The following is a 22666-nucleotide window of genomic DNA, read 5'->3' as shown; positions in this document are numbered from 1 at the left end:
GGCCGTCACGGCGCGATGTTGTGGTTCATGCGGAACACGTTCTGCGGGTCGTACTGGCGCTTGATCGCGCGCAACCGGTCGTAGTTCTGGCGGTAGTTGGCGCGTACGCGGTCCTGGTCGTCGGCTGCCATGAAGTTGATGTATCCGGCCTCCTCGGTGTGCGGGCGCAGCGCCTCGTCGTACGCGCGAGTCCAGGCGATGTTGTGCTCGGTGTCGGCGGGATCGGCGTAACTGGCCCCGAAAGCGGCGGAGAAGGCGGCGTCGCGGTAGGCGAACGCAGTGTCCTCGCCGCCGACGCGGTGGCAGGCGCCGTCGATCGGGAAGATGACGGTGTCGCTCTCCATCGACGGAATCGTCGCGCCGTATGTCATGTGGACGTCGATGGCGCCGTCGGTCAGTTCGCTGCTGAAGTTGCCCTTCCAGTAGTGGTAGAGGCCTGGCGGCAGGTCCTCGTCGAACAGGGTGTTGATCACGGGGTACGGCATGCGGTCGACGTACTGGCCGATGACGGGGCCCAGTGCGTCCAGGCGCCCGCGGATCTTGTCGTCCTCGTCGGCGGGGCCGCTGAAGCAGGTCAGGACGGCGCACACGGCGCGGCCGTGCCAGCGCTCGGGCAGGAACGGGAGCTGTGGGCCGAGGAGGACGGCGAAGAGGGAGTTGAACTCCTCCGGGGCCTCGGCGTTCATGTCGCGCCAGCGGCGCGCGACGTCGCCGTCGAGCGGGTAGAAGGTGGGGCCGCCGAGGATGTCGCTCACCGGATGCAGCCGGAACTTGAATGAGGTGACGATGCCGTAGTTGCCGCCTCCGCCGCGCAGTGCCCAGAAGAGGTCGGGGTGGTGCTGGTCGGCGTCGCAGGTGAGGAGGGTGCCTTCGGCGGTCACGACGTCGGCGGAGATGAGGTTGTCGCAGGACAGGCCGTAGCGGCGGGAGAGATGTCCCATGCCGCCGCCGAGGGTGAGGCCGCCGATTCCGGTGGTGGAGACGACTCCGCCGGTGGTGGCGAGACCGAAGGCGTGGGTGGCGTGGTTGAAGTCGCCCCAGGTGCAGCCGCCTTCGGCGCGGGCGGTACGGGCCTCCGGGTCCACGCGGACGGCGCGCATCCGGGACAGGTCGGCGACCAGACCGCCGTCGCAGGTTCCGTATCCGGCGACGGCGTGGCTGCCGCCGCGGACGGCGAGGGGGAGGTCGTGGTCGCGGGCGAAGCGTACGGCGGCGATGACGTCGGCGGCGCCGGCGGCCCGGACGATGGCGGCCGGGTTGCGGTCGTGGATCGCGTTGTAGACGCGGCGGGCCTCGTCGTATGCCGGGTCGGCGGGGGTGATGACGTCGCCGTGCACGGTGGCGCGCAGCAGGTCCAGGGCCAGGTCGGTGGGCTGGGTGGTCAGCGTTGTCATGGCGGGCACCGGCTTTCTGGGGGCGCGAGGAGTGGCTTCATGCGTCCGTTGTACGCCGGGGGGTTCACCTCGGGCATCGCACGTACCACCCACTTCGGCCGGGCCGGGCATGGGCAGAACGGCCCATGGGTGCGCGGGCGGGGGGTGCCGCTGCGCGGGGCTCTTTCCCCTACCCGCCCCTTCCCGAACCGGGGCTCCGCCCCAGACCCCGCTCCTCAAACGCCGGAGGGGCTGGAAAATCCAGCCCCTCCGGCGTTGTCAGGTCAGGCCGTGGGAGTACGCGTAGGCCGTGGCGGCGGTGCGGGAGGTTACGTTCAGCTTGGCGTAGATGTTGTTCAGGTGGCGGGCCACGGTGTGCTCGCTGATTACCAGCTCGCGTGCGATGTCCCGGTTCGTGCCGCCCGCCGCGACCAGCCGTAGTACCTCGCATTCCCGTGGGGTGAGGCCCCCGGGCAGCGCCTCGTGCCTCTCCCCCAGCAGAGCTGCCGCGCGCCGGGCGTCGGGAACGGCGCCGAGTTGTTCGAAGGTGGTGCGGGCGGCCCGGAGCTCCAGCCGGGCGGCCTCGTCGTCACCGGCGGCCCGGTCGGCGGCGGCGAGCAGCATCCGTACCTGCGCGGCCTCGTACGGGATCCGCAGCTCCAGCCAGCCCGCCAGCGCCCGGCGCAGCGGCCGCAGCGCCTCGTCGGGGTCCTGTGCGCCGTGCCGGGCGAGTTCGAGCGCGCCGCGCGCGGTGTCGGCCATGGCGCTCAGCAGGGTCGCGGCGGGAGCCGGGGGGCCGCCGGCGGCGAGCACTTCGAGCTCCGCGACCGCGGAGGCGGCGCCGTCCACGTCCCCCACGGCCAGGGCCACCTCCGTCTGGGCGGCACGCAGCCGCGCACGTCCCAGCAGGTCGGGCGACGCGTCGCTCTGGCAGGCCAGGGCCAGGCGCAGGCCGGTCACGGCGGCGTCGGCCTTCCCCTGGGCGAGGCGGAGGAGGGCAAGTCCGGGCTGCGGGACACGGCCCAGTTCGTGGGCGTGTGCGTACGAAACGGCGGCGGCTTCCAGGTGGCCCCGGCGGCGCATGATCTCCCCGGCGGCGTAGTGGGCCGCCGCGGCGGCTTCGAGGGAGTCCGGCAGTACCTCCTCACAGACCCGCTCCGCCTCGGCGGCGGCGACAGACCATGAGCCGAGCAGGTCGAGCACCTCGACGCGGTGGACGCGGCAGAGCCCGCGGAAGGGGTTGTCGGTGAGGGGGCTGCCGGGGCCGCCACCGCTCTGCGGCGGGGACGACGGCGTGGACGACGCTCCGGACGACGACCCGGGCGACGGCGTGACGTGCTGCGACCAGGGCACCGAACACCAGGCCATCGCCGCATCGGTCCACTCCACCGCCCGCCCGAAGTCCGCCGCCGCCATGCACTGGTTGAGCGCCAGGCAGTAGAGCCAGCCGGTGAACATGCCGCTCAGCTCGCCCGCCGTAACCGCGCACATCGCGTCGTCCAGCAGAGCGAGCCCCTCCGCCGTCCGGCCGTCCGCGAGCAGCACCGCCGCGTGCGTCTGGCGGCTCAGGGCGATGAGGTCGGGGCTGCCGGAGTGCCGGGCGATGCGGTACATCCGGCGGGCGGCGGCGAGCGCGGCTCCGGGGTCCCGGTTCCCCTGCGCTTCTTCCGAGTCGGTCCAGGCGAGGAAGCACTGCTCGGGGCACTCCGGCTCGTGCTCCAAGTGGTGGCGGGCCCGGTGCAGCCAGCCGGCGGCCGCGGCGGGACGCCCCAGCTCGCGGTACTCGAAGTACAGCCACCACGCGGCACAGCCGGCCCGGCGGTGGTCGCCGGCGGCGGCATACCCCGCGTGGGCACGCAGGCGGGCGTCGACCGACTCGTCCACGTGACCGGACCACCACGCGGCATCGGCCAGGGTGTCGAGATCCTCGGGAGCGAGGGCACGCGAGGCGTGGCCGTCAAGGGCGCGCAGCAGCACGTACGCCTCGGCCCAGGACTCCCGGGCCGCCGCGTCCCGCGCCCGCTCGACGGAGGGGGCCTCCTGGACGGCCATGGCCGCTCCCTTCCCTCCCAGAATATGAGCGGGCGGGCAAACCCGCCCATATCCGAAGGCCTGGACCGACTCGGCTCGTACGGCTCACTCAGTCGACCACCCGTGGATCACGGAAGTAGTACACGACCGTCACGCCCATGCCAGGGGTGTGCGTGTAAACCACGGTGACCGCCTCGGCCGAATCACGCGCCATCGGCGTGGTGTACGTGTACTCCACGGAGGGTGGGCGCCAGCCAGGAATCTCTCGCCCGGCCGCAGGATGCCGTCTGATGACTTCGAGCGCGGCCCGGGCCACTTCCCGCTCCCCCTCCGTGAGGTCGGCGAATGCCTTCTTGGCAGGGTCGGCCTCTTCCAGCGGGAGCTCGCTCATGGGCCACTACCCTCGGAGCGTGCGTCTTCGAGAGCCGCCATGATGTCGGACGAGTTCCTGATCCGGACCCGGTGACGGTACGCCCGTACGACTGCGGCCGCGCCCTCGAAGTCGTTGGTGGGGGATTCCCCTATGGCGGCCGACAGCTCAGCTTCGAACTTCTCCCGGTCGCCGGGGAAGCCGTAGCGATCGAGCGCACGGCGCAAGTCGTCCACGGTCCGGATCTCCGGCAGGGGCATCGCTCCCCAGCCGTGCTCGGGCTGTGCGCTCATGATTCGCTCCAGTCGGACGTGGCTACCATCCCCCAGTATGGCGCCGGACACCGAAGACGGACATAGCGCGCCATCCGCCACCGGCAGCGCGGGCGGCCTCACCACGTCTCACGGCCCTTGCGTCCGCACTCGGCCCACAGCAACTTCCCGCCGCCCGGCCGCCCGGGGTAGTACGCGCTGCCGAGCGCGTAACCGCCCCACCTGTCCGCGCACGCCTGGACGAGCTCGAGACCCCGGCCCCCCTCGGCGGTCTCGTCGGCAAGCGCCGCCATCTCGCCGGGCGCCCCGCTGAACGATGCGGGGATGAACGGGTTCGCATCCCACACGGCGAGGCGCAAGCGGTCGGGGCCGACGGGACGAAGGCGGAAGGCATACGGGCTGTCGGTGTGACGGTGAGCGTTGGTGACGAGCTCCGACGCCAACAGTTCGGCCGTATCAGCGAGTTCGGCCAGCTCGTACGTGTCCAGTACGGCCCGCAGGGTCGCGCGGGCGATTCCGGGAGCGCGGGGATCGTGCGGAAGATGGAGGGTGTAGGCCCAGGGCGGGTTTACGGTGGCCATGGAAGTCTCCGATCGCTGTGGGGAGTTGGACCGTGACGCGCGTGATGGGTGGATGGTGCGGTGCGGTGCCCGTTGACGTTGCCGCTCCGTCGAGCGGTGTACTCCCGGACGAGTGGCCTGAGTCACAAGCTAGCGCGCTCCAGGCATAAAGTGTTTGCGGATTCGGCAATTACATGAGCCTTTCCCCCTTGTGGGTGACACACTCAATGCCTCGCGGACGAAAGGAAGTTGAGGAATGGCCGCAAGGGTCACTCCCACGGCACGGCGCCTGCGCCTGGGCACGGAGTTGCGGAGACTCCGCGAGCGAGCAGGACTGTCGGCCACCGAGGGTGCAAGCCTGCTCGGCATCAGCCAGGCCCAGCTCAGCAACATCGAGGCCAGCCGGTTCGGTGTGAGCCCCGAGCGTCTGTACGCGATGGCGCGCAACTACCGCTGCTACGACGACGCCTACATCGAGGCCCTCGTCGCGTTGGCCACCGAGCGCAAGAGTGGCTGGTGGGAGACATTCCGGGAAGTGCTCCCGACGCCGCTACTGGACCTTGCCGAGCTGGAGCACCACGCCACCCGGCTGCGGTCCGCCACCACGTCACACATCCCGGGGCTGATTCAAATCACGGACCATGCCCGCGAGATCTTCCGGCAAGTCGTCCCAGAGTTCTCGCGTACCGAGGTTGAGCACCGTGTGAACCACCGGCTCCAGCGGCAGGCGGTGCTTGACCGATCAGATCCAGCACCGTTCCACGCGGTCATCCACGAAGCCGCTTTGCGCGTGCCTGTCGGCGGCCCGTCTGTCGCCAAGCGACAGCTGGAGCACTTGATCGAGCAGAGCCAACGAGAGCACATCACCATCCAGGTGATCCCGTTCGCTATCGGCGCCTACCCGGGTTCCGGACAGACGATCTTGTATGCGTACGGCCCGGCTCCCCAACTCGACACCGTCTCGCTGGACCAGTCACATGGGCCTGCGCTTGTGGACGCCGAGGCCCAGTTGGAGATGTACCGGGTGCTTCTTGCCCGGATGGAGGCCGTAGCCCTGGGGCCTTCCGCGTCACGCGACCTCATCCACAACCTGACGCACGACCTGTGAAAGGAACCTGATGCAAACCGCTGAGTGGCAGAAGTCATCGTTCTGCGGACAGGGCGAGTCCTGCGTCCACGTGGCAGCCAACGGCCAAGTCGTCCTCCTGACCGAGAGCGCAGACCCCAGCCACGCGACACTCAACACGACCCCCGCCACACTGGCCGCCCTGCTCCTGCATATAAAGGCCGACCATGAGTGAAGCGCTGGCGTGGCACAAGTCGTCGTACTGCCAAGAAGGCGAGGCGTGTCTGCACACAGCCGCCCACGAAGGAACGGTCCTGCTGACCGAGAGCGCGGACCCGGCCCAAGCCGTACTCAGCACAACCCCCACCACGTGGAAGGCCCTGCTCCAGAGCCTCATGCCAGGTCGCCCATGGCCAGCCCGCCTTGTCCAGCGGTGGCACGCGGCGCTCATTGAGTCCCACACCGCAGGCTTGAGCCCAGTCGGCCGACGACAGAGGGCCGGGGAAGCCGTATTCGGCTTCCCCGGCCCTTCATGACTCAGGTATGTCGTCGGTACGTCGTCCGGCTGGGCGGACTCGGCGCGATCAGTCCTCGACGACCAGCGCCGGGGTGTCCTGCGTCAGGACCTCGCCGCGGAAGAACGCCGGGCTGACGCGCTGCATGGCGAACATGAGCACCGCACCGAGCAGCAGCAGGCCGACACCGATCACGAAGACCGAACCGACACCGAAGAGCGAGCTGCCGCTGCCGTACGCCGGGTCCCACATGTCGTACAGCGTCTGGCCGAAGACGGCGGTGAGCATAAGGGCGCCGACGCCCGGGAAGATGCCCTTGACCATCAGGTTGCGCGCCGAGCTGCGCAGCTCGCGGCGGAAGTACCAGACGCAGGCGAACGCGGTGATCGCGTAGTAGAAGCAGATCATCAGGCCGAGCGCGTAGATCGTGTCGACGAGGACGTTCTCACTGAGCAGGGTCATCACCGCGTAGAAGACGCCGGTGGCGACGCCCGCGATGACGGTCGCGCGACCAGGGGTCTTGAAGCGCGGGTGCACCTTCGAGAAGGAGGCCGGCATGGCCTTGTAGGTGCTCATCGCCAGGGCGGTGCGCGCGACCGGGATGAAGGTGGTCTGCAGGCTCGCGGCGGCGGAGGCCACGACCGCGAGGAAGAGCAGGATGCCCAGACCCGATCCCATGATCGGTTCGGCGAGGACGGCGAAGACGTTGTCGGAGGTCTCCGGGTTGCCGAGGCCGGTGCCCTTCTCGCCGACACCGGCGTACATCTGCGCGGCGATGGCGACCATCAGGTACGAGACGACGATCACGATCATGGCGAGCGTCGCGGCGCGGCCGGGCGTCTTGGCGCTGCCGGTGCTCTCCTCGTTGATCGACAGGCAGGCGTCCCAGCCCCAGTAGATGAAGATCGAGAGGGACAGGCCCGCGGTGAAGGCGGCGAAGGACTCGACCGCGAAGGGGTTCATCCAGGACCAGGAGAAGTCGATCGAGTTGGCGACCTCGCCGGACTTGGTGAGCGCCATGTAGACGAACATCAGGAGCACGGCCAGCTGCAGCCCGACCAGGGCGTACTGGACCCACTTGGTGGCGGTGATACCGCGGTAGCTGATCGCCGTGGCGATAGCGATGAAGGCCAGCGTGGTGAGGATGTGGGCGGCCTTGTTGTCGTCAAGCGCGGCGACGTCCGCACTGCCGGTCAGCTCACCCAGGAGCAAGTAGAAGAAGGATGTCGCGACGCCCGCGAGGTTCGAGAGCACCACGATGGTGGCGACCAGCAGGCCCCAGCCGCACATCCAGCCGATACGAGGCCCGAAGGCCTTCACCGACCAGGTGAAGGAGGTGCCGCAGTCGGGTATGGCCTTGTTCAGCTCGCGGTATGCGAAGGCCACCAGCAGCATCGGCAGGAATCCTGCGAGGAAGACTGCGGGCATCTGCAGCCCAACCTCGGCGACCGTGGGGCCCAGCGTGGCCGTGAGGCAGTAAACGGGTGCAACGGTGGAGATGCCGATGACGGCGTTGCCCATGAGGCCGACGGAATTCCCGCCCAGGCCCTTTTCGCGTACGCCAGCCTCCACCGAGGGGGCGTCGCTTACCGTGTCTCCGGCCTGGGGCCGTGCTTCCACATGAGTCATAAGCGCGACGTTAACGGCTACGCTTTCCACATCCGGAGCACTTGACTCCGCTCCAAAGATCCTTGCAATTGTCGGTGCCGAACGACTCATTGGTTGAGTATTGAAGGTCACAAGCGACTCGCGGGCAGCCATTGCCAGGTCATTACGAAAACTTCCATGCTGCGGAAACCGCAACGCTGTCCGTTATGCCCGTTTCAAAAGTTTCCCGTATGTCTTTTCGGAGGGCTCGTCCGGTTCATCAGGTCCAGACGATCGCCTGCGTCTCGCTGTACGCGTGCAGCGCGTACGAGCCGACGTCCCGCCCCACTCCGCTCTTCTTGAAGCCGCCGAACGGCGCCTCCATGTTCCGCCCGATCGTGTTCACGCCGACCCCGCCGGCCCGCAGTCGCCGCGCGATCCGGAAGGCCCTGGCCACATCCCCCGACCAGACGTAGTCGATGAGCCCGAAGTCGCTGTCGTTGGCGAGTGCGACGGCTTCCTCCTCGTCACCGTCGAAGGGGACGACCACGACGACCGGGCCGAAGATCTCCTCGCGGACGACGCGCATGTCGTTCGTACAGCCGGCGAAGAGGGTGGGCGCCACATAGAACCCCTTGTCGTACGACGGACGCTCCCCGCCCGCGACCAGCCGGGCGCCCTCCTTCTTGCCCAGCTCGATGTACGACTCGACGCGGTCACGGTGGGCGGCGGAGATCACCGGGCCGACGACCGTCCCCGGGGCGGCCGGGTCACCCATCGTGAGGAAGCCGACGTAACCGGACAGCTTCTCCACGAGCCGCTCGTATATACCGCGCTGGGCGATCACGCGGGTCGGGGCGGTGCAGATCTGTCCGCTGTAGAAGGAGAACGTCGTCCCTATCCCCATGACGGCCGAGTCGAGGTCGGCGTCGTCGAACACGACCGCCGCCCCCTTACCGCCCAGCTCCATGAGCTGACGCTTCATGCCGCGCCCGCAGACTTCGGCGATGCGCTGTCCGACCGCCGTGGACCCGGTGAAGCTGACCATGTCGACGTCCGGCGAGTCGACGGCGGCCTCACCGACGGCGGGCGCGGAGCCGGTGACGACGTTCACGACACCGGGCGGAACTCCGGCCTCCGCCAGCGCCGCCGCCATGCGGTAGACGGACAGCGGGTCCTGCGGGGCGGGCTTCACGACGACCGTGTTGCCCATGGCGAGCGCGGGCGCGACCTTGCCGGCCGCGTTGGCCCAGGGGTTGTTGTACGACGTGATGCAGGTGACGACGCCGACCGGCTGACGGACGGCCAGGGCGCCGAAGATCCCCGCCTTCCCCATCGGGCCCGCCGGATTGACCTGCGGCGGCAGCCCGGTCTCGACGGGCTCCAGCGCCCCGCGCGCGTAGCGCCGGAAGCGTGCGGCGCCGACGGCGACCTGCATGCCGAGTGCGGTCGCGGTGGTGGCGCCGGTCTCGGCCCGGGCGAGTTCGGCGTACGCCGCCGAGTCGCGCTGGATGAGGTCGGCGGCCCGGTCGAGGATCGCGGCGCGCTCCTCGGGGGCGGTGCGGGACCAGGCCGGGAAGGCGGCCCTGGCGGCGGAAGCGGCGGCGTACACCTGCCGGCGGCCGGCCTCCGGCGCAAGCCCGGCCACTTCCTCCGTGGCCGGGTTGATCACCTCGTAGTGGCCGCCGTCCGGCTCGGTCCACTCGCCGCCGATGAACAGTCGCTCGGCGCCGCCCTTCACTTTGTCGCCACCGTCCTCGTGTCCCGGCCCGAGCGCAGCACCGTGCCCGGCACCGCCCCCGTGACCTGGTCGTCGCGTATCGCCTCGACGCCATTGACGCGTACGGACACGATGCCGATCGCCTTCGAGTCGAGCCGTGGGCTGTCGCCCGGGAGGTCGTGCACCAGCGTGGCCGGGGCCGCCTCGATCCGCTCGGGGTCGAAGAGGACGAGGTCCGCGTGGAAGCCCTCCTCTATACGTCCGCGCTCGCGCAGGCCGAAGAGCTGGGCGGGGTCGTCGGTCAGCATCTTCACGGCCTGTTCGAGTGACACCAGCTTTCGGCCGCGCAGGCAGTCGCCGATGAAGCGTGTCGTGTACGGCGCCCCGCACATCCGGTCCAGGTGGGCCCCGGCGTCGGAGCCGCCGAGCAGGACGTCCTCGTGCTGCCAGGTGCGCTGCCGCAGTTCCCAGCTGGCGGGGTCGTTGTCGGCGGGCATCGGCCACAGGACGGTGCGGAGCTGGTCGTTGGCGGAGATTTCGACCAGGCAGTGGAAGGGGTCCTGGCCGCGTTCGGCGGCGATGTCGCGTACGACGCGTCCGCTGAGGCCCGCGTTTGCATCGGAGTACGTGTCACCGATGACGTACCGCTCGAAGTTGGCGAGGCGCCGGAAGACGCCGGCCTCCTTGCTGTCGGCGCGGCGCAGCATTTCCCTCCGTACGTCCGGGTCGCGGAGCTTCTCGACGCGCTCGGGAACGGGGAGGCCGAGGATGTCGCCCCAGCCGGGAATGAGGTTGAGCGCGCAGAAGGTGCCGAGGGACATGTTCATGGGGGTCAGGATCGGCATGGTGAGGGCGACGATCCGGCCGCCGGCCTGCCGGGCGCGTTCGCTGGCCTGCAATTGGCGCGGGACGCGGGTGGGGACTGCCGCGTCGATGGTCAGTACGTTCCAGTTGAGCGGGCGGCCGGCGGCGGTCGTCATCTCGACGAACAGGTCGATCTCGTCGTCCGTGAACTGGTCGAGGCAGCCGGCGACGATCGCCTCCAGCTGGGTGCCCTCGTGCCGGCCGACGGCCCGGGCGAGGGTGATCAGCTCGGCGGGCTTGGCGTGCCGGGAGGCGACGGGGCGGCCGTCACCGTCGGAGTGGGTGGACGACTGGGTGGTGGAGAGCCCCCAGGCGCCGGCGTCCATCGCGTCGTGGAGCAGCTGGAGCATGCGCGCCATCTGCTGCTCGGTGGGCTGCTGCCCGCTTACGGCGTCGGGGCCCATGACGTGGCGGCGCAGGGCGCAGTGGCCGACCATGAAGCCGGCGTTGACGGCTATGCGGCCTTCGAGGGCGTCGAGGTATTCGCCGAAGGTGTGCCAGTTCCAGGGGGCGCCCTCTTCGAGTGCGACGAGGGACATGCCCTCGACCTTCGACATCATGCGGCGCGTGTAGTCGGCGTCCTCGGGACGGTCGGGGTGCAGCGGCGCGAGGGTGAAGCCGCAGTTGCCGCCGGCGACGGTGGTGACGCCGTGGTTGAGGGACGGGGTGGCGTACGGGTCCCAGAAGAGCTGGGCGTCGTAGTGGGTGTGCGGGTCGACGAACCCGGGGGCGAGTACGAAGCCTTGGGCGTTCTCGCTGGTACGGGCGGCCTCGTCGACGGTGCCGGGCGCGGCGATCACGGCGATGCGGCCTTCTCGGATGCCTACGTCGGCGACGTAGGCGGGGGCGCCGGTGCCGTCCACGACGGTGGCTCCGCGGATGAGGTGGTCGAGCATGGCGGTCCCTTCGGGTGGGAGTGGAAAGGTGGGTGCGGGTGCGGGTTGCGGGTGCGGGTTGCGGGTGCGGGTTGCGGGTGCGGGTTGCGGGTGCGGGCGTGGGCCGCTGCGCGGGGCTTGTCCCCTACCCGCCCCTCCCCGAACTGGGGCAAGCCCCCAGCTCCCCAGCCCCCGGACAACACAGACGCCCTTCGGGCGTGTCCTCAAACGCCGGAAGGGCTGGATATGCTGCCGCTCGGGTAAAGGCCCCCCAGCGGCCGGCCCCCCAGCCACTCAGCCGCCCTCCACCGCCGCCCCGCGGAACCGCGTAGTCCGGTGCACCGGATCCGTATCGATCTTCGGAATCACGTGCTCACCGATCAGCTTGATCGTCGTCATCGTGTCCTGCGGCGACACCCCGATCGGCAACCCGAACGAAAGCTGATCCGCCCCCGCCTGCTCCCACCGCTCGCACTGCCGCAGCACCTCGTCCGGATCCCCGCAGATCATCAGCTCCTCAGCGATGAGCAGCTCGATGATCTCCGCCGAATACTCCGGCAGCAGCTCCGGCCACTCCGGAATCCCCTCCGGCCGCGGAAACGTGTCGTGGTACCGGAAGAGCAACGACTGCAGATAGTTCAGCCCTCCCCCCACCGCGATCTCGACCGCCTTCTCGTGCGTCTCCGCACAAATAGCGGTCGACGTCACCATCACGTTGTCGTTGACGAAGCCCCCGATCGGCTCCGCGTCCTTCACCGCGTTCTTGTACGACTCGACGACCCACTCCATGTCGGAGACCTTCTGCACGCTGAAGCCCAGCACCCCGAGCCCCTTCTTCCCCGCCATGGCGTACGACGACGGCGACCCGGCGGCGTACCACATCGCCGGGTGCGACTTCCCGTACGGCTTCGGCAGGATCTTCCGCGGCGGCAGCGACCAGTGCTTGCCCTGGAAGCCGACGTACTCGTCCTGGAGCCACATCTTGGGGAACTCGGAGATCGTCTCCTCCCAGATCTCCTTGGTGTGGTTCATGTCCGTGATCCCCGGCATGAAGCCGAGAATCTCGTGGCTGCCGGCCCCGCGCCCCGACCCGAACTCGAAGCGTCCCTCCGACAGGTGGTCCAGCATCGCCACCTTCTCGGCGACCTTCACCGGATGATTCACCGGCGCCAGCGGATTGAAGATCCCCGACCCGAGGTGAATCCGATCAGTCGCGTGCGCGAGGTACCCGAGGAAGACGTCGTTCGCGGAGAGGTGCGAGTACTCCTCCAGGAAGTGGTGCTCGGAGGCCCAGGCGTACTTGAAGCCGGACTTGTCCGCCTGGATGACGTACTCGGTCTCCTCCATCAGCGCCTTGTGCTCCGCCTCGGGGTCGGCCTTGGCACGCGCGGCCGGCACGTACCCCTGTACAAAGAGCCCGAATTCCAAGGTACTTCTCCTTCGGAGAAACTGACACACCGTCAGTTACGGATGCCCACGACTGTTCCACTGCCCCTTCGGACCGTCAATACCTGATACACCGTCAGAACAGACTGACGCCCGCCAGCCACCCGCCGTCGATGACGAACGGCTGACCCGTGATGTACGACGAGTCGTCCCCGGTCAGGAACAGCGCCAGCGCCGCAACCTCCTCCGGCTGCCCGATCCGCCCCATCGGCACGAGCTTCTTGTAGAGCTCGTCAACGGCGGCCTTGGCCTCCACCGGATCGGCCGTCGGATCCAGCGCGGCCGGATTCGTCATCGGCGTGTCCACGGCCCCCGGGCACACCGCGTTCACCCGTATCCTCTTCCCCGCCAGCTCCACGGCCGCGACCCTGGTCAGCCCGAGAATCGCGTGCTTCGTGGCGGCGTACGCACCCACGAAAGCCATGCCCGTCAGGGCCGTGTACGACGCCGTATTGACGATGGTCCCGCCACCGGCCGCCTCGATCTGGGGCGCCACGGTCCTGATCCCCAAAAAGGCGCCCACCTGGTTGACCTGCACCACCTGCTGGAACTCCTCCAGCGGGGTGTTCACCAGCTCGTTGAACCGCAGAATCCCCGCGTTGTTGACCAGCCCGTCGATCTTCCCGAAGGCGCCCTTGGCGGCGGCCACGGCAGCAGCCCAGTCCGCCTCCTGGCTCACATCGAGATGGACGTACGTCGCGACGCTCTCCCCGAGCTCCTTGGCGAGCGCCTCGCCCTGCTCGTCCAGCACATCGGCCAGCACCACCTTCGCGCCTTCCGCCACGAAGAGCCGCGCCTCCTGCTCACCCTGCCCGCGCGCCGCGCCCGTAATGACGACGACGCGCCCGTCCAGCTTGCCCATACCAGGTCTCCTCAGTTCAGGTGCGGGGCCACTTCGGCGGCGAACGCCGCCATCTGGTCGGTCAGTTCGGTGCGGCTCCGGCTGCGGAACCGCACCTGGATCTGGTGCACACCCATCGCGCCGTACGCCCGCAGCGACTCGGCGATCGCCTCCGGCTTCCCGGCCACCGTCCGCCGCCCGACGTCCCAGGCCGCGTCGCCGACGTACAGCGGCTCGGTGATCGCACCGACGGTGAGGGGGCTCACGACCCCCGCCCCCTCGCGGATCGCTTTCAGCCTGGCGATCTGCTGCGGCAGCCGATCGCGCTGATCCCCCTGCGGAAGCCACCCGTCCCCGCGCAAAGCCGCCCGGCGCACGGCGGCAGGCGACGACCCGCCCACCCACACGGGCACGCGCTCCTGCGCCGGGCGCGGCCTCTGCCCGAGCCCCCTGAAGGCGTACCGCTCCCCCGAGAACTCGGGGTACTCGTCCTGCCCCAGCGCTGCCCTGAGCGCGTCGATCGTCTCGTCGAGTACGCCGCCACGCCCGCCGAAGTCCGCGCCGACCGCCTCGAACTCCTCCCGCACGTGCCCGGCGCCGACCCCGAGGATCAGCCGCCCGCCGGAGAGGCGGTCGAGCGTCGCGTACTGCTTGGCCGAGGCGAGCGGATGCCGCAAGCCGACGACGGCGACGTGGCTGAGCAGCAGAACGCGCTCGGTGACGCCGGCGAGGAAGGAGAGGGTGGCGACGGGGTCGTACCAGACGGTGCTCATCGCGTCGGCCAGCCGACGCGGGATCGCGATGTGGTCGCAGCACGCGATGTAGGCGAAACCGCAGCGGTCGGCGGTCCTGGCCACCTCGGCGAGATCCCCCGGCCCGGCCTCGGCCTCCCACGACTCGGCGTAGAGGGTGCTCTGCGACTGGACCGGGAGCTGCATCCCGTACATCACCATGGGAACGCCACCTCATCTGATGGGCCGTCACGAATGACCAAGGTGGCCATCGTCGTTCCTGACGGTCCATCAGACAAGGGGCGGGGGCAGGTCGGCTCGCGCACCCGGCCGTTCTGTGCGGCGACAGCCCGACAGCCGCCCGAGCGGCTCCCCCAGGGGGCGCCGTACGAACGGCTGCGGCTGCAGGGCGGGCCGCGCGACCAGCCGGGCGTTGCTAGACGGAAAGCGGCACGGCGTGGATCTCGCTCGCCGGGTGACCGGTTCGCTCGTGGATGCGCTGTACCGCATCCGCGGAGGGCGCCTCGGAGAGGCAGTACACGACCCCGGCCTCGGGGTCGGCCCACGCGCGCTCGAAGTGCACTCCTTCTTCCGCCTCGATCTCCAGATCGGCCCGGTGCGCCGCCGACAACTGCTCAGCCGTGATGCCCTTCATGTCGTGGTGGACGTCCATGAATGCGATCATCGCCCGCCACCTCCCGTCGTCTCGTCATCTCCTCCTCCCATCGTGCGCCCGCCCCCGCACCGGGGCGAGCCGGGGTCAGAGCTCATACGTATCGGCCTGTCGCCGCCGCACGCACCGGTACGCACGGCGCCGTAACGAGCACGGAGAGTCAACAGCGCCAAGCGCCGGCTGCCGGAACAACCGGGGGCAGCAGCCGGACAGAGGACCGGCGGTCGCGGTCGCGAGTCCACGCGGGCCCCTCGATGCCGTGTACAGCGATGCCTTCCAGGCCGGCGGCCGCCTTCTCCTCCTCGAAGCCCCTTCCTGCCGGGCTCATGGCGGCCGGTGCGGTCGCCTGCTCGACGTGACGGGCGACGGGGTCAACGACGCGGAGAGCGGCCGAGGTTTGCTCGTGGTACGCCTGCTCGGTGGAGAAGTCTCCTGGTACCCGAGACCGCACGTCGGCAAAACAGTGCGCGCCTGTCTCCCGGGTCATCCCAGCAGCGCGTAGACGGCAGAGGCGCGGGCTGCGGGGTCCCGAGATCCGGCGGCGGTCATGCTGATGTCGGCGAAAGCCATGCGCTTGCCCAGTTTGGTGACACGCGCGTCGAGCACGACGTCCGCGCCGATGACCGCGCGCTGGAAGGACGTCGACTGCTGGACGGTGGTCATGGGAACGAACGCGCCGCGGGCCGCGGACACGGCGATGACCGTCGCGGTGTCCGCGGCGGCCATGAGCGCCTGCCCGGACATGCCCCCGCCCTCCCGGGCCAGCCGGTCCGACCAAGGCAGCCGCAGCACCGCATGGTGCTCGCCGGTTTCAACGACGGCCAGGCCGAGGTCGAGCACCCAGGGAGCGAAGTTGTCGGCGAGGATCTTTTCGGCTTCGGCGAGGGTCAATGTCATGCGTAGATGATCCCGCCCGGCCCCGGCTGCCACCAGGGGTCGGCCGGTGTGCCGGCTGCGCTCGCCGCACCACCACCACCACCACCACCTTCAGACAATCGCACAAGTGATCAGATACGTTGGTGTTTCGCATACGCAACGCCCAACGGGACCGGCCGGTATGCACGGTGAGGTGTCGAGGCTGCGGCCGGCGAAGGCGGGGGCCGATCTCCAGATGAAGCGGCGGCTCCATTTTCCCGGCCGGGCCGGGGCAGTAGCAGAACAGAGCAACAACGGGGGATCTCGCAGGATGAGTTATCAACAGCCGCAGCCGCAGCCGGGACCGTACGGGCAACAACCGCCGCAGCCCGGGCCGTACGGGGGCTACCCGTACCCGCAGCAGCAACAGCCCTTCCCAGGGCAGCCGTATGGCCAGCAGCCGCAACCGGGTGGATGGGGCGGGCCGCCGCCGATGCCGCCGAAGAAGACCAACACCGCGCTGATCGTGACGTTGAGCATTATCGGGCTCGTGGTTTTCGCTGTCATCGCGCGCGTAGGTGCCACTATGGCCAACCGTGGTGAAGGGCCCGCCAGTTCCTATCCCGACGCCGAGTACAAGCTCACCTTGCCCAAGTCCCTTCTGGGCGGGAAGTACACACTGGCCGACGACCTGTCCAGCTCCGCCCCACAGGAGAGCGGCGGCAGCTGGGACAAGAGTGACATGAAGAATTGGACGGGCGTCGCGGCGCAGTACACGGGGAAGGGCGGCGCCGAGTCCGGAGAGGTTCTCACCCTCTCCGGGTTCTACGGCCAGATCCGGCACCCCGAGGACGCGCGCGCGAGCCTGTTGCGTGGGGCTTCCCAAGGGGAAAACGTGACCCTTGCCGTGCCCGCCGAGGAGATCACACCCGCAGGAGCGGATCTGTCACTGAGCTGCCAGGTGATGACCTCCGACCAGGCCGGGACCAAGGCCACCGTGCCCATGTGCGCATGGGCCGACGACAACACCAGTGCGGTCGTGGCCGAGGTCGGCAAGGAAACTGTGTCGCAGGCCCCCGAGGAAGTCGATCTGGAGAAGGTGGCCGCGCGTGTGCTGGAAGTGCGGGACGAGATGCGCCGGCCGCTGGGCTGAGTTTCACCCGGTCACGGCCCCGATCACTGCCCCGGCCACAGTCCTTCGCCGGTGAGCCCGAGCAGCTCGATCGCGTTGCGCCGTACGATCCGGTCCACCACGTCCCCGTCCAGGTGCCCCATCTGCTGCTCGCCGACCTCCCTCGACTTGGGCCAGGTGGAGTCGGAGTGCGGGTAGTCCGTCTCGTACAGGACGTTGCCCACGCCGATCGCGTCGAGGTTCTTGAGACCGAACGCGTCGTCGAAGAAGCAGCCGTACACGTGCTGCGTGAAGAGCTCGGACGGCGGCCGCAGCACCTTGTCGGCCACGCCGCCCCAACCGCGGTTCTCCTCCCAGACGACGTCAGCGCGCTCCAGGATGTACGGAATCCACCCGATCTGCCCCTCGGCGTACATGATCTTCAGGTTCGGGAAGCGCTCGAACTTGCCGCTCATCAACCAGTCGACCATCGAGAAACAGCAGTTGGCGAAGGTGATCGTCGAGCCGACCGCCGGCGGGGCGTCGGCCGAGGTCGACGGCATCCGGCTCGACGATCCGATGTGCATCGCGATGACCGTTCCGGTCTCGTCGCAAGCGCGCAGGAAGGGATCCCACTCGTCGGTGTGGATGGAGGGCAGGCCCAGATGCGGGGGTATTTCGGAGAACGCGACCGCACGGACGCCGCGCGCCGCGTTCCTGCGGACTTCGGCGGCGGCGAGTCCGGCGTCCCAGAGGGGTATGAGAGTGAGCGGTATGAGGCGGCCGCGGGCGTCCGGACCGCACCACTCCTCCACCATCCAGTCGTTGTACGCCCGGACGCCGAGCAGTCCCAGCTCGCGGTCCTTGGCCTCGGTGAACGTCTGGCCGCAGAAGCGCGGGAAGGTGGGGAAGCAGAGGGCCGACTGGACGTGGTTGACGTCCATGTCGGCGAGGCGGTCGGGGACGGAGTACGAACCCGGCCGCATCTGCTCGTACGTGATGACTTCGAGTTTGATCTCGTCCCTGTCGTACCCGACCGCCGTGTCGAGCCTGGTCAGCGGGCGGTGCAGGTCCTCGTACACCCACCAGTCACCGACCGGCCCGTCATCGCCCTTGGCGCCCATCACAGGGGCGAATTTCCCGCCGAGGAAGGTCATTTCCTTCAGCGGGGCGCGGACGATGCGCGGACCGGAGTCCTTGTACTTGGACGGGAGCCGGTCCCGCCAGACGTTGGGGGGCTCAACCGTGTGGTCGTCCACCGAGATGATCTCCGGGAAGGTCTCCATACGATCCAAGGTAGCGTCGATCTGACGATCCGTCAGCTAGCTGGGCGTGGGTAGGTAATGGGTAGGCGCCTTCCAGTGCTGACGCATTCGCCATGGACAAGGCAAACTGGCCCTTGCGACTGGGCGGTAAGGGCAGACCGCAGGCGGCAGCAGAGGCAGGGGGAGTGCGATGGACGGCGTACCACGGGTCCCGGAGCAGCGGACTCCGGCTTCCGGTCCGCGCCCCGACGAGGGCACTCAGCACGAGAACCAGAACCAGAACCAACAGGAGCAGGAGCAGGAACACCAGCAGCAGCAAGAACTCACCGAGGCGGTGCGCTTCAGCGTGCTCGGTCCCGTCCGTGCCTGGCGCGGCGGCGAATCCCTCAACACCGGTTCCCCGCAGCAACGCGCCCTGCTGGCCGCCCTCCTGCTCCGCGACGGCCGCACCGCGACCGCGTCCGAGCTGATCGACGCGATCTGGGGCGAGGAGCCGCCGTCACAGGCGCTGGCGGCGGTACGGACGTACGCCTCCAGGCTGCGCAAGGCGCTGGACCCGGGGGTGCTGGTCAGCGAGTCCGGCGGGTACGCGATACGACCGGGCTCCGACACCCTCGACCTGGCCGTCGCGCAGGAACTGGCCGCCGACGCCGAGAAGTCCCGCGCCTCCGGCGACCGCTGCCAGGCCCGTACGCTGATCAACAAGGCGCTCGGCCTGTGGGACGGCGAACCGCTGGCGTCGGTCCCGGGACCGTACGCCGAGAACCAGCGGGCCCGGCTGGAGGAGTGGCGGCTCCAGCTCACCGAGACCCGCCTCGACCTGGACCTGGAGGTCGGCTGCCACGCGGAGGCGATCTCCGAGCTGACCGCGCTCACGGCGGCCCACCCCTTGCGGGAGCGCCTCCGTGAACTGCTCATGCTCGCGCTTTACCGCAGCGGCCGCCAGGCGGAAGCCCTCGCCGTATACGCCGATACGCGCCGCCTGCTCGCCGACGAGCTGGGCGTGGACCCGCGCCCCGAGCTCTCGCAGCTCCAGCAGCGCATCCTGGAGGCGGACGCGGACCTGGCCCGCCCGGTGGAACCGGCGCCGTCGGCGGCCCCCACGGTCGTACGCCCCGCACAGCTCCCGGCGACCGTCCCCGATTTCACCGGCCGGTCATCCTTCGTACGCGAACTGGGCGACCGCCTGGCCACGGCCGAGACGAGCGTCATGGCGGTGTCGGCGCTGGCCGGGATCGGCGGCGTAGGCAAAACGACCCTCGCGGTGCACGTGGCGCACGCGGCCCGCTCACACTTCCCGGACGGCCAGCTGTACGTAGACCTGCAAGGCGCCGGTTCGCGAGCAGCCGAGCCGGAAACGGTCCTGGGCGCGTTCCTGCGAGCGCTCGGCACCCCCGACACCTCGATCCCCGACACCCTGGACGAGCGCGCGGCCCTCTACCGCTCAACCCTCGACGGCCGCCGCATCCTCGTCCTGCTGGACAACGCCCGGGACGCATCCCAGATCCGCCCCCTCCTCCCCGGGACGACGGGGTGCGCGGCGCTGGTGACGAGCCGGGCGCGGATGGTGGACCTGGCCGGAGCTCACCTGGTTGATTTGGACGTGATGTCCCCCGAGGAGGCGTTGCAGCTCTTCACGAAGATCGTGGGAGCGGAGCGCGTAGCCTCCGAACGCGAGGCGGCGCTCGACGTCGTAGGCGCGTGCGGCTTCCTCCCCCTGGCCATCCGCATCGCGGCCTCCCGCCTGGCGGCGCGCCGCACGTGGACGGTCTCGGTCCTGGCGGCGAAGCTGGCGGACGAACGCCGCCGCCTCGACGAACTCCAGGCCGGCGACCTGGCCGTAAAGGCGACCTTCGAGCTCGGCTACGGCCAGCTGGAGCCGCAGCAGGCCCGCGCCTTCCGCCTCCTGGGCCTGGCGGACGGCCCGGACATCTCGCTGGCCGCGGCGGCGGCCGTACTGGACGAGCCCCTCCAGACCACGGAAGACCTCCTGGAATCCCTGGTCGACACGTCCCTCCTGGAATCAGCGGCCCCCGGCCGCTACCGCTACCACGACCTGGTCCGCCTCTACGCCCGCGCCTGCGCGGAACGCGACGAACAACCCCCGGTGGAACGCGAGCTGGCGCTGTCGCGGCTGCTGGACTTCTACCTGGCCACGGCGGCGGCGGTGTACGCGCTGGAGCGGCCGGGGGACCGGACGGTCGACCATCTGGAGCGGACCGACTACGCGGGACTTGAATTCGCCGACCGCTCCACAGCGCTGGACTGGCTGTACGCGGAGGCGGACTGCCTGCTGGCCTGCGTACAGCAGTCCCTTGGGAAGCAGACCCTGCGTCGAGCGGTGGATCTCCTCATTGTGGCGAAGGACCTCGCGGAATCCGGCGCGAATTCACGACGGTACGAGGCTGCGGCCATCGCCCTGCGCGATGCGGCGGGGACAGCGGGGGATGCCCGTGCCGAGGGGCGTGCGCGGACGACCCTCACGCAAGTGCACAGCACTGCGGGGCGATTCGAGGAGGCCGACGAGGAGGCACACCATGCCATGGCGCTCGGACTCTCCGCTGAGGACCCGTGGACAAGCGGCAACGCCCCAAACGAGCGCGGCATCCTCGCCATCTACCGCAACCAGCACGCGGATGGCGAGGCCTACCTCCAGACGGCCATCGCCGCCTTCCGCACCGACGGCAACCGACCCGGGGAAGCCAGCGCGCTGTGCAATCTTTCCCGAATTCACTTGGCGCTGTCCCGCACAGCCAGTGCCGTGCAGCTGGCTGAGCAGGGCATCGAGATCTACGACCATCTGGGGCTCGCCCTGCGCCTCGCGAACGGAAGGTACGCTCTCGGCCTCGCCCTGGCCCAGGGCGGCCGGCACACCGAGGCGCTCGACCAGCTGACCCAGGCGCTGGGAATCTTCCACGAGAACCGCCAGCCCCTGTGGGAAGGCGTTACCCACTTCCGCCTGGCAGAAGTACATCTCGCGGCGGGACGCCACACACTGGCCGCAGCTCATGCGGAACAGGCGATCGCTCTACGCGGTATTGGTGGCGAGTGGCGGCGGGGCACAGTGCTCACTGTGCTGGGACGGGCGCTGAGCAAGCTGGGGCAGCCGGACAGGGCCAGAGCGTGCTGGAGCGAAGCGCTGGCCATCTACGAACAGTTGGATTCCGCCGAGGCGGACGAGGTGCGCGAGCTCCTACGTCCTGTGGCGGCTGCCTGACGAGCACTGCACGACGGCGTTCGGCGACGTCGGGCGGCGTTCGGCGACGTCGGCGACGTTCGGCAGGGTTTGGCGGAGTTCGGCAGGGTTTGGCGGGGTTCGACGGCGGTCGGCGAAGCTCGGCGACGTTTTGGCGGGGCTCGACGGCGCTCGGTGACGTTCGAGGACGGCGTTCGACGGCGTTCAACGGCGTTCATCGTTCGTTTATCGCCGGACGGCACTCTTAATCCCATCGAGCCGTCGCGTCGGGGGGCAGACGGATCGACGATGAGGCCGCCCCACTAAGGTGAACGGCCCTGACATGCCCGTCCGGCGATCCACGGGGGAATCGCCGGGCGGGCATCGCCGACCTGAAGCACCGAACGACTAACGGGAGATGACGACGATGAGCGACGCCAAGAAGACCGCAGGCGACATCAAGCCGCTGGACAGCCACGCCTCGGGCGAAGAGCTCACCACGCTGGACAGCCACGCCTCGGGCGGCGACATCAAGCCGCTGGACAGCCACGCGTCCGGCGAAGAGCTCACCACGCAGGACAGCCACGCGTCGACCCCGACGCCCAAGTAGACCTTCCTGACGGGGAACGGCCGCGGTGGCGCGGAGGGGAGCCACCGCGGCCGCCGCATGTCCGGAGCCGCTCGCGGGGCGGCCGGGGGTGGCGGGGCCGGCTGCGGTGGGCCTGGGGCGTTGTTTGCTTCTGGTGTGGGGGCCGCCTTTTCGGAGGGTGGCGGCGGAGGTCCGCCCCTCAAGGGCGCTCCTGCGTCGCGTCGCCTGCGGCGATTGCGCTGCGCTTAACCCTTGACCGCCGGACCTCCGCCGCAATGCTTCTGGGGGGCGGCCCCCCGGGGGGAGCCCACGGGGAAGGCTCGGGAAGTGGCTGGTGTGTCGTTGCCGGGTGGCGGGCTCGGTGAGTGGGGCGCGGCAGGTTGAGGGGGCGGCTCGGCCCCAGGTTCAGCGACTGACGGGACGGCCGCTGGTGCGACATCTCCATTCCCACGCACACGCTTCACCCACGTAGGCAGGTGGCCGGCCATCCGGGTCGACGTGCGGACCATCTGGCCTGCGGGTGGGGCGCGGCAGTTGAATGGGGGGACTCGGGTGGGTTGGGCGTCCGCCCCGGCCGGTGGCCGGTTGGGCCTCAAACAGGTTGCTGGTGTGGGTGGGTGGTAGGGCACCGCTGCCGGTGGGTCTCGGAGACCGGCCCCGGGCAACCAGCAGGCAACGCCACGCACCGAGCACAGAGCACCCCGGGCGCGCGTGCGTTTGCCCGCGAATCAGGTCATTCGTTTGCCC

The 22666-nt window shown here is 69.6% G+C and carries 21 protein-coding genes; 6 read left to right on the top strand and 15 right to left on the bottom strand.

Translation table 11 applies throughout. From position 1 onward, the window contains the following. Nucleotides 1-5 precede the first annotated feature (5 nt). From J7E89_RS21105 to J7E89_RS21085, 5 genes are all read right to left on the bottom strand, one after another. Nucleotides 6-1394: an FAD-binding oxidoreductase gene (locus tag J7E89_RS21105; protein ID WP_214975809.1), complete on the bottom strand. Its 1389-nt coding sequence runs from the start codon at nt 1392-1394 to the stop codon at nt 6-8. Nucleotides 1395-1652: 258 nt separating this feature from the next. After that, a complete protein-coding gene (locus J7E89_RS21100) occupies nt 1653-3425 on the bottom strand; it encodes a LuxR family transcriptional regulator (protein ID WP_214975807.1) in 1773 nt (590 codons plus the stop codon). Nucleotides 3426-3513: 88 nt separating this feature from the next. After that, entirely contained in the window at nt 3514-3795 is a 282-nt protein-coding gene (locus J7E89_RS21095) for a hypothetical protein (RefSeq protein WP_214975806.1), read from the bottom strand. After that, nucleotides 3792-4067, bottom strand: coding sequence for a hypothetical protein (locus J7E89_RS21090; RefSeq protein WP_214975804.1), 276 nt, complete (start codon nt 4065-4067; stop codon nt 3792-3794). Before J7E89_RS21090 ends, J7E89_RS21095 begins: the two co-directional genes overlap by 4 nt. Before the next feature lie 98 nt (nt 4068-4165). After that, nucleotides 4166-4627: an ATP-binding protein gene (locus J7E89_RS21085; protein ID WP_214975802.1), complete on the bottom strand. Its 462-nt coding sequence runs from the start codon at nt 4625-4627 to the stop codon at nt 4166-4168. Between the two features lie 235 nt (nt 4628-4862). Between J7E89_RS21085 and J7E89_RS21080 the strand changes: the two genes are divergently transcribed. From J7E89_RS21080 to J7E89_RS21070, 3 genes are read left to right on the top strand one after another with little or no spacing between them, the layout of a single operon-like run. Then, a complete protein-coding gene (locus tag J7E89_RS21080; protein ID WP_214975801.1) occupies nt 4863-5714 on the top strand; it encodes a helix-turn-helix transcriptional regulator in 852 nt (283 codons plus the stop codon). A gap of 10 nt (nt 5715-5724) precedes the next feature. Beyond that, nucleotides 5725-5907 (top strand): DUF397 domain-containing protein, encoded by a 183-nt coding sequence (locus J7E89_RS21075; RefSeq protein ID WP_214975800.1) that lies wholly within the window; start codon nt 5725-5727, stop codon nt 5905-5907. Continuing rightward, nucleotides 5900-6208 (top strand): DUF397 domain-containing protein, encoded by a 309-nt coding sequence (locus tag J7E89_RS21070; RefSeq protein ID WP_214975799.1) that lies wholly within the window; start codon nt 5900-5902, stop codon nt 6206-6208. Before J7E89_RS21075 ends, J7E89_RS21070 begins: the two co-directional genes overlap by 8 nt. A 48-nt stretch (nt 6209-6256) precedes the next feature. Here the strand turns inward: J7E89_RS21070 and J7E89_RS21065 are convergent, their stop codons facing one another. The 9 genes from J7E89_RS21065 to J7E89_RS21025 form a co-directional block, all read right to left on the bottom strand. Then, complete coding sequence (locus tag J7E89_RS21065; RefSeq protein WP_214975798.1) at nt 6257-7816, bottom strand: APC family permease; 1560 nt, start codon at nt 7814-7816, stop codon at nt 6257-6259. Nucleotides 7817-8054: 238 nt separating this feature from the next. After that, a complete protein-coding gene (locus tag J7E89_RS21060; RefSeq protein ID WP_214975797.1) occupies nt 8055-9515 on the bottom strand; it encodes an aldehyde dehydrogenase family protein in 1461 nt (486 codons plus the stop codon). Continuing rightward, nucleotides 9512-11254, bottom strand: a complete 1743-nt coding sequence (locus J7E89_RS21055) for an amidohydrolase family protein (protein ID WP_214975796.1) — start codon at nt 11252-11254, stop codon at nt 9512-9514. The genes J7E89_RS21060 and J7E89_RS21055 overlap by 4 nt, the downstream gene beginning before the upstream one ends. A gap of 273 nt (nt 11255-11527) precedes the next feature. Beyond that, nucleotides 11528-12661 carry an LLM class flavin-dependent oxidoreductase gene (locus J7E89_RS21050; protein ID WP_214975795.1) on the bottom strand — a complete coding sequence of 378 codons (1134 nt, stop codon included), beginning with the start codon at nt 12659-12661 and terminating at the stop codon, nt 11528-11530. A gap of 94 nt (nt 12662-12755) precedes the next feature. Then, entirely contained in the window at nt 12756-13541 is a 786-nt protein-coding gene (locus tag J7E89_RS21045; protein ID WP_214975794.1) for an SDR family NAD(P)-dependent oxidoreductase, read from the bottom strand. Between the two features lie 11 nt (nt 13542-13552). Next, entirely contained in the window at nt 13553-14473 is a 921-nt protein-coding gene (locus J7E89_RS21040; RefSeq protein ID WP_214975793.1) for a TIGR03619 family F420-dependent LLM class oxidoreductase, read from the bottom strand. 214 nt (nt 14474-14687) lie between these two features. After that, nucleotides 14688-14936, bottom strand: coding sequence for an SCO4226 family nickel-binding protein (locus tag J7E89_RS21035; protein ID WP_214975792.1), 249 nt, complete (start codon nt 14934-14936; stop codon nt 14688-14690). A gap of 148 nt (nt 14937-15084) precedes the next feature. Further along, complete coding sequence (locus J7E89_RS21030; RefSeq protein WP_214975791.1) at nt 15085-15375, bottom strand: hypothetical protein; 291 nt, start codon at nt 15373-15375, stop codon at nt 15085-15087. A 32-nt stretch (nt 15376-15407) separates the two neighbouring features. Next, nucleotides 15408-15821, bottom strand: coding sequence for a PaaI family thioesterase (locus tag J7E89_RS21025; RefSeq protein ID WP_214975790.1), 414 nt, complete (start codon nt 15819-15821; stop codon nt 15408-15410). A gap of 451 nt (nt 15822-16272) precedes the next feature. Between J7E89_RS21025 and J7E89_RS21020 the strand changes: the two genes are divergently transcribed. Then, nucleotides 16273-16932 (top strand): hypothetical protein, encoded by a 660-nt coding sequence (locus tag J7E89_RS21020; protein ID WP_251060862.1) that lies wholly within the window; start codon nt 16273-16275, stop codon nt 16930-16932. Between the two features lie 23 nt (nt 16933-16955). Here the strand turns inward: J7E89_RS21020 and J7E89_RS21015 are convergent, their stop codons facing one another. After that, complete coding sequence (locus tag J7E89_RS21015) at nt 16956-18176, bottom strand: amidohydrolase family protein (protein ID WP_214975789.1); 1221 nt, start codon at nt 18174-18176, stop codon at nt 16956-16958. Nucleotides 18177-18345: 169 nt separating this feature from the next. Between J7E89_RS21015 and J7E89_RS21010 the strand changes: the two genes are divergently transcribed. Together J7E89_RS21010 and J7E89_RS21005 are read left to right on the top strand one after the other, a co-directional pair. Next, nucleotides 18346-21372: a BTAD domain-containing putative transcriptional regulator gene (locus J7E89_RS21010; RefSeq protein ID WP_214975788.1), complete on the top strand. Its 3027-nt coding sequence runs from the start codon at nt 18346-18348 to the stop codon at nt 21370-21372. Nucleotides 21373-21748: 376 nt separating this feature from the next. Continuing rightward, nucleotides 21749-21940, top strand: coding sequence for a hypothetical protein (locus J7E89_RS21005; RefSeq protein ID WP_251060861.1), 192 nt, complete (start codon nt 21749-21751; stop codon nt 21938-21940). Nucleotides 21941-22666 lie beyond the last annotated feature (726 nt).

It is taken from the genome of Streptomyces sp. ISL-100 (genome assembly GCF_018614615.1).
Classification (GTDB): Bacteria; Actinomycetota; Actinomycetes; order Streptomycetales; family Streptomycetaceae; genus Streptomyces.
This window is presented reverse-complemented; position numbering and strand designations above follow the sequence as displayed.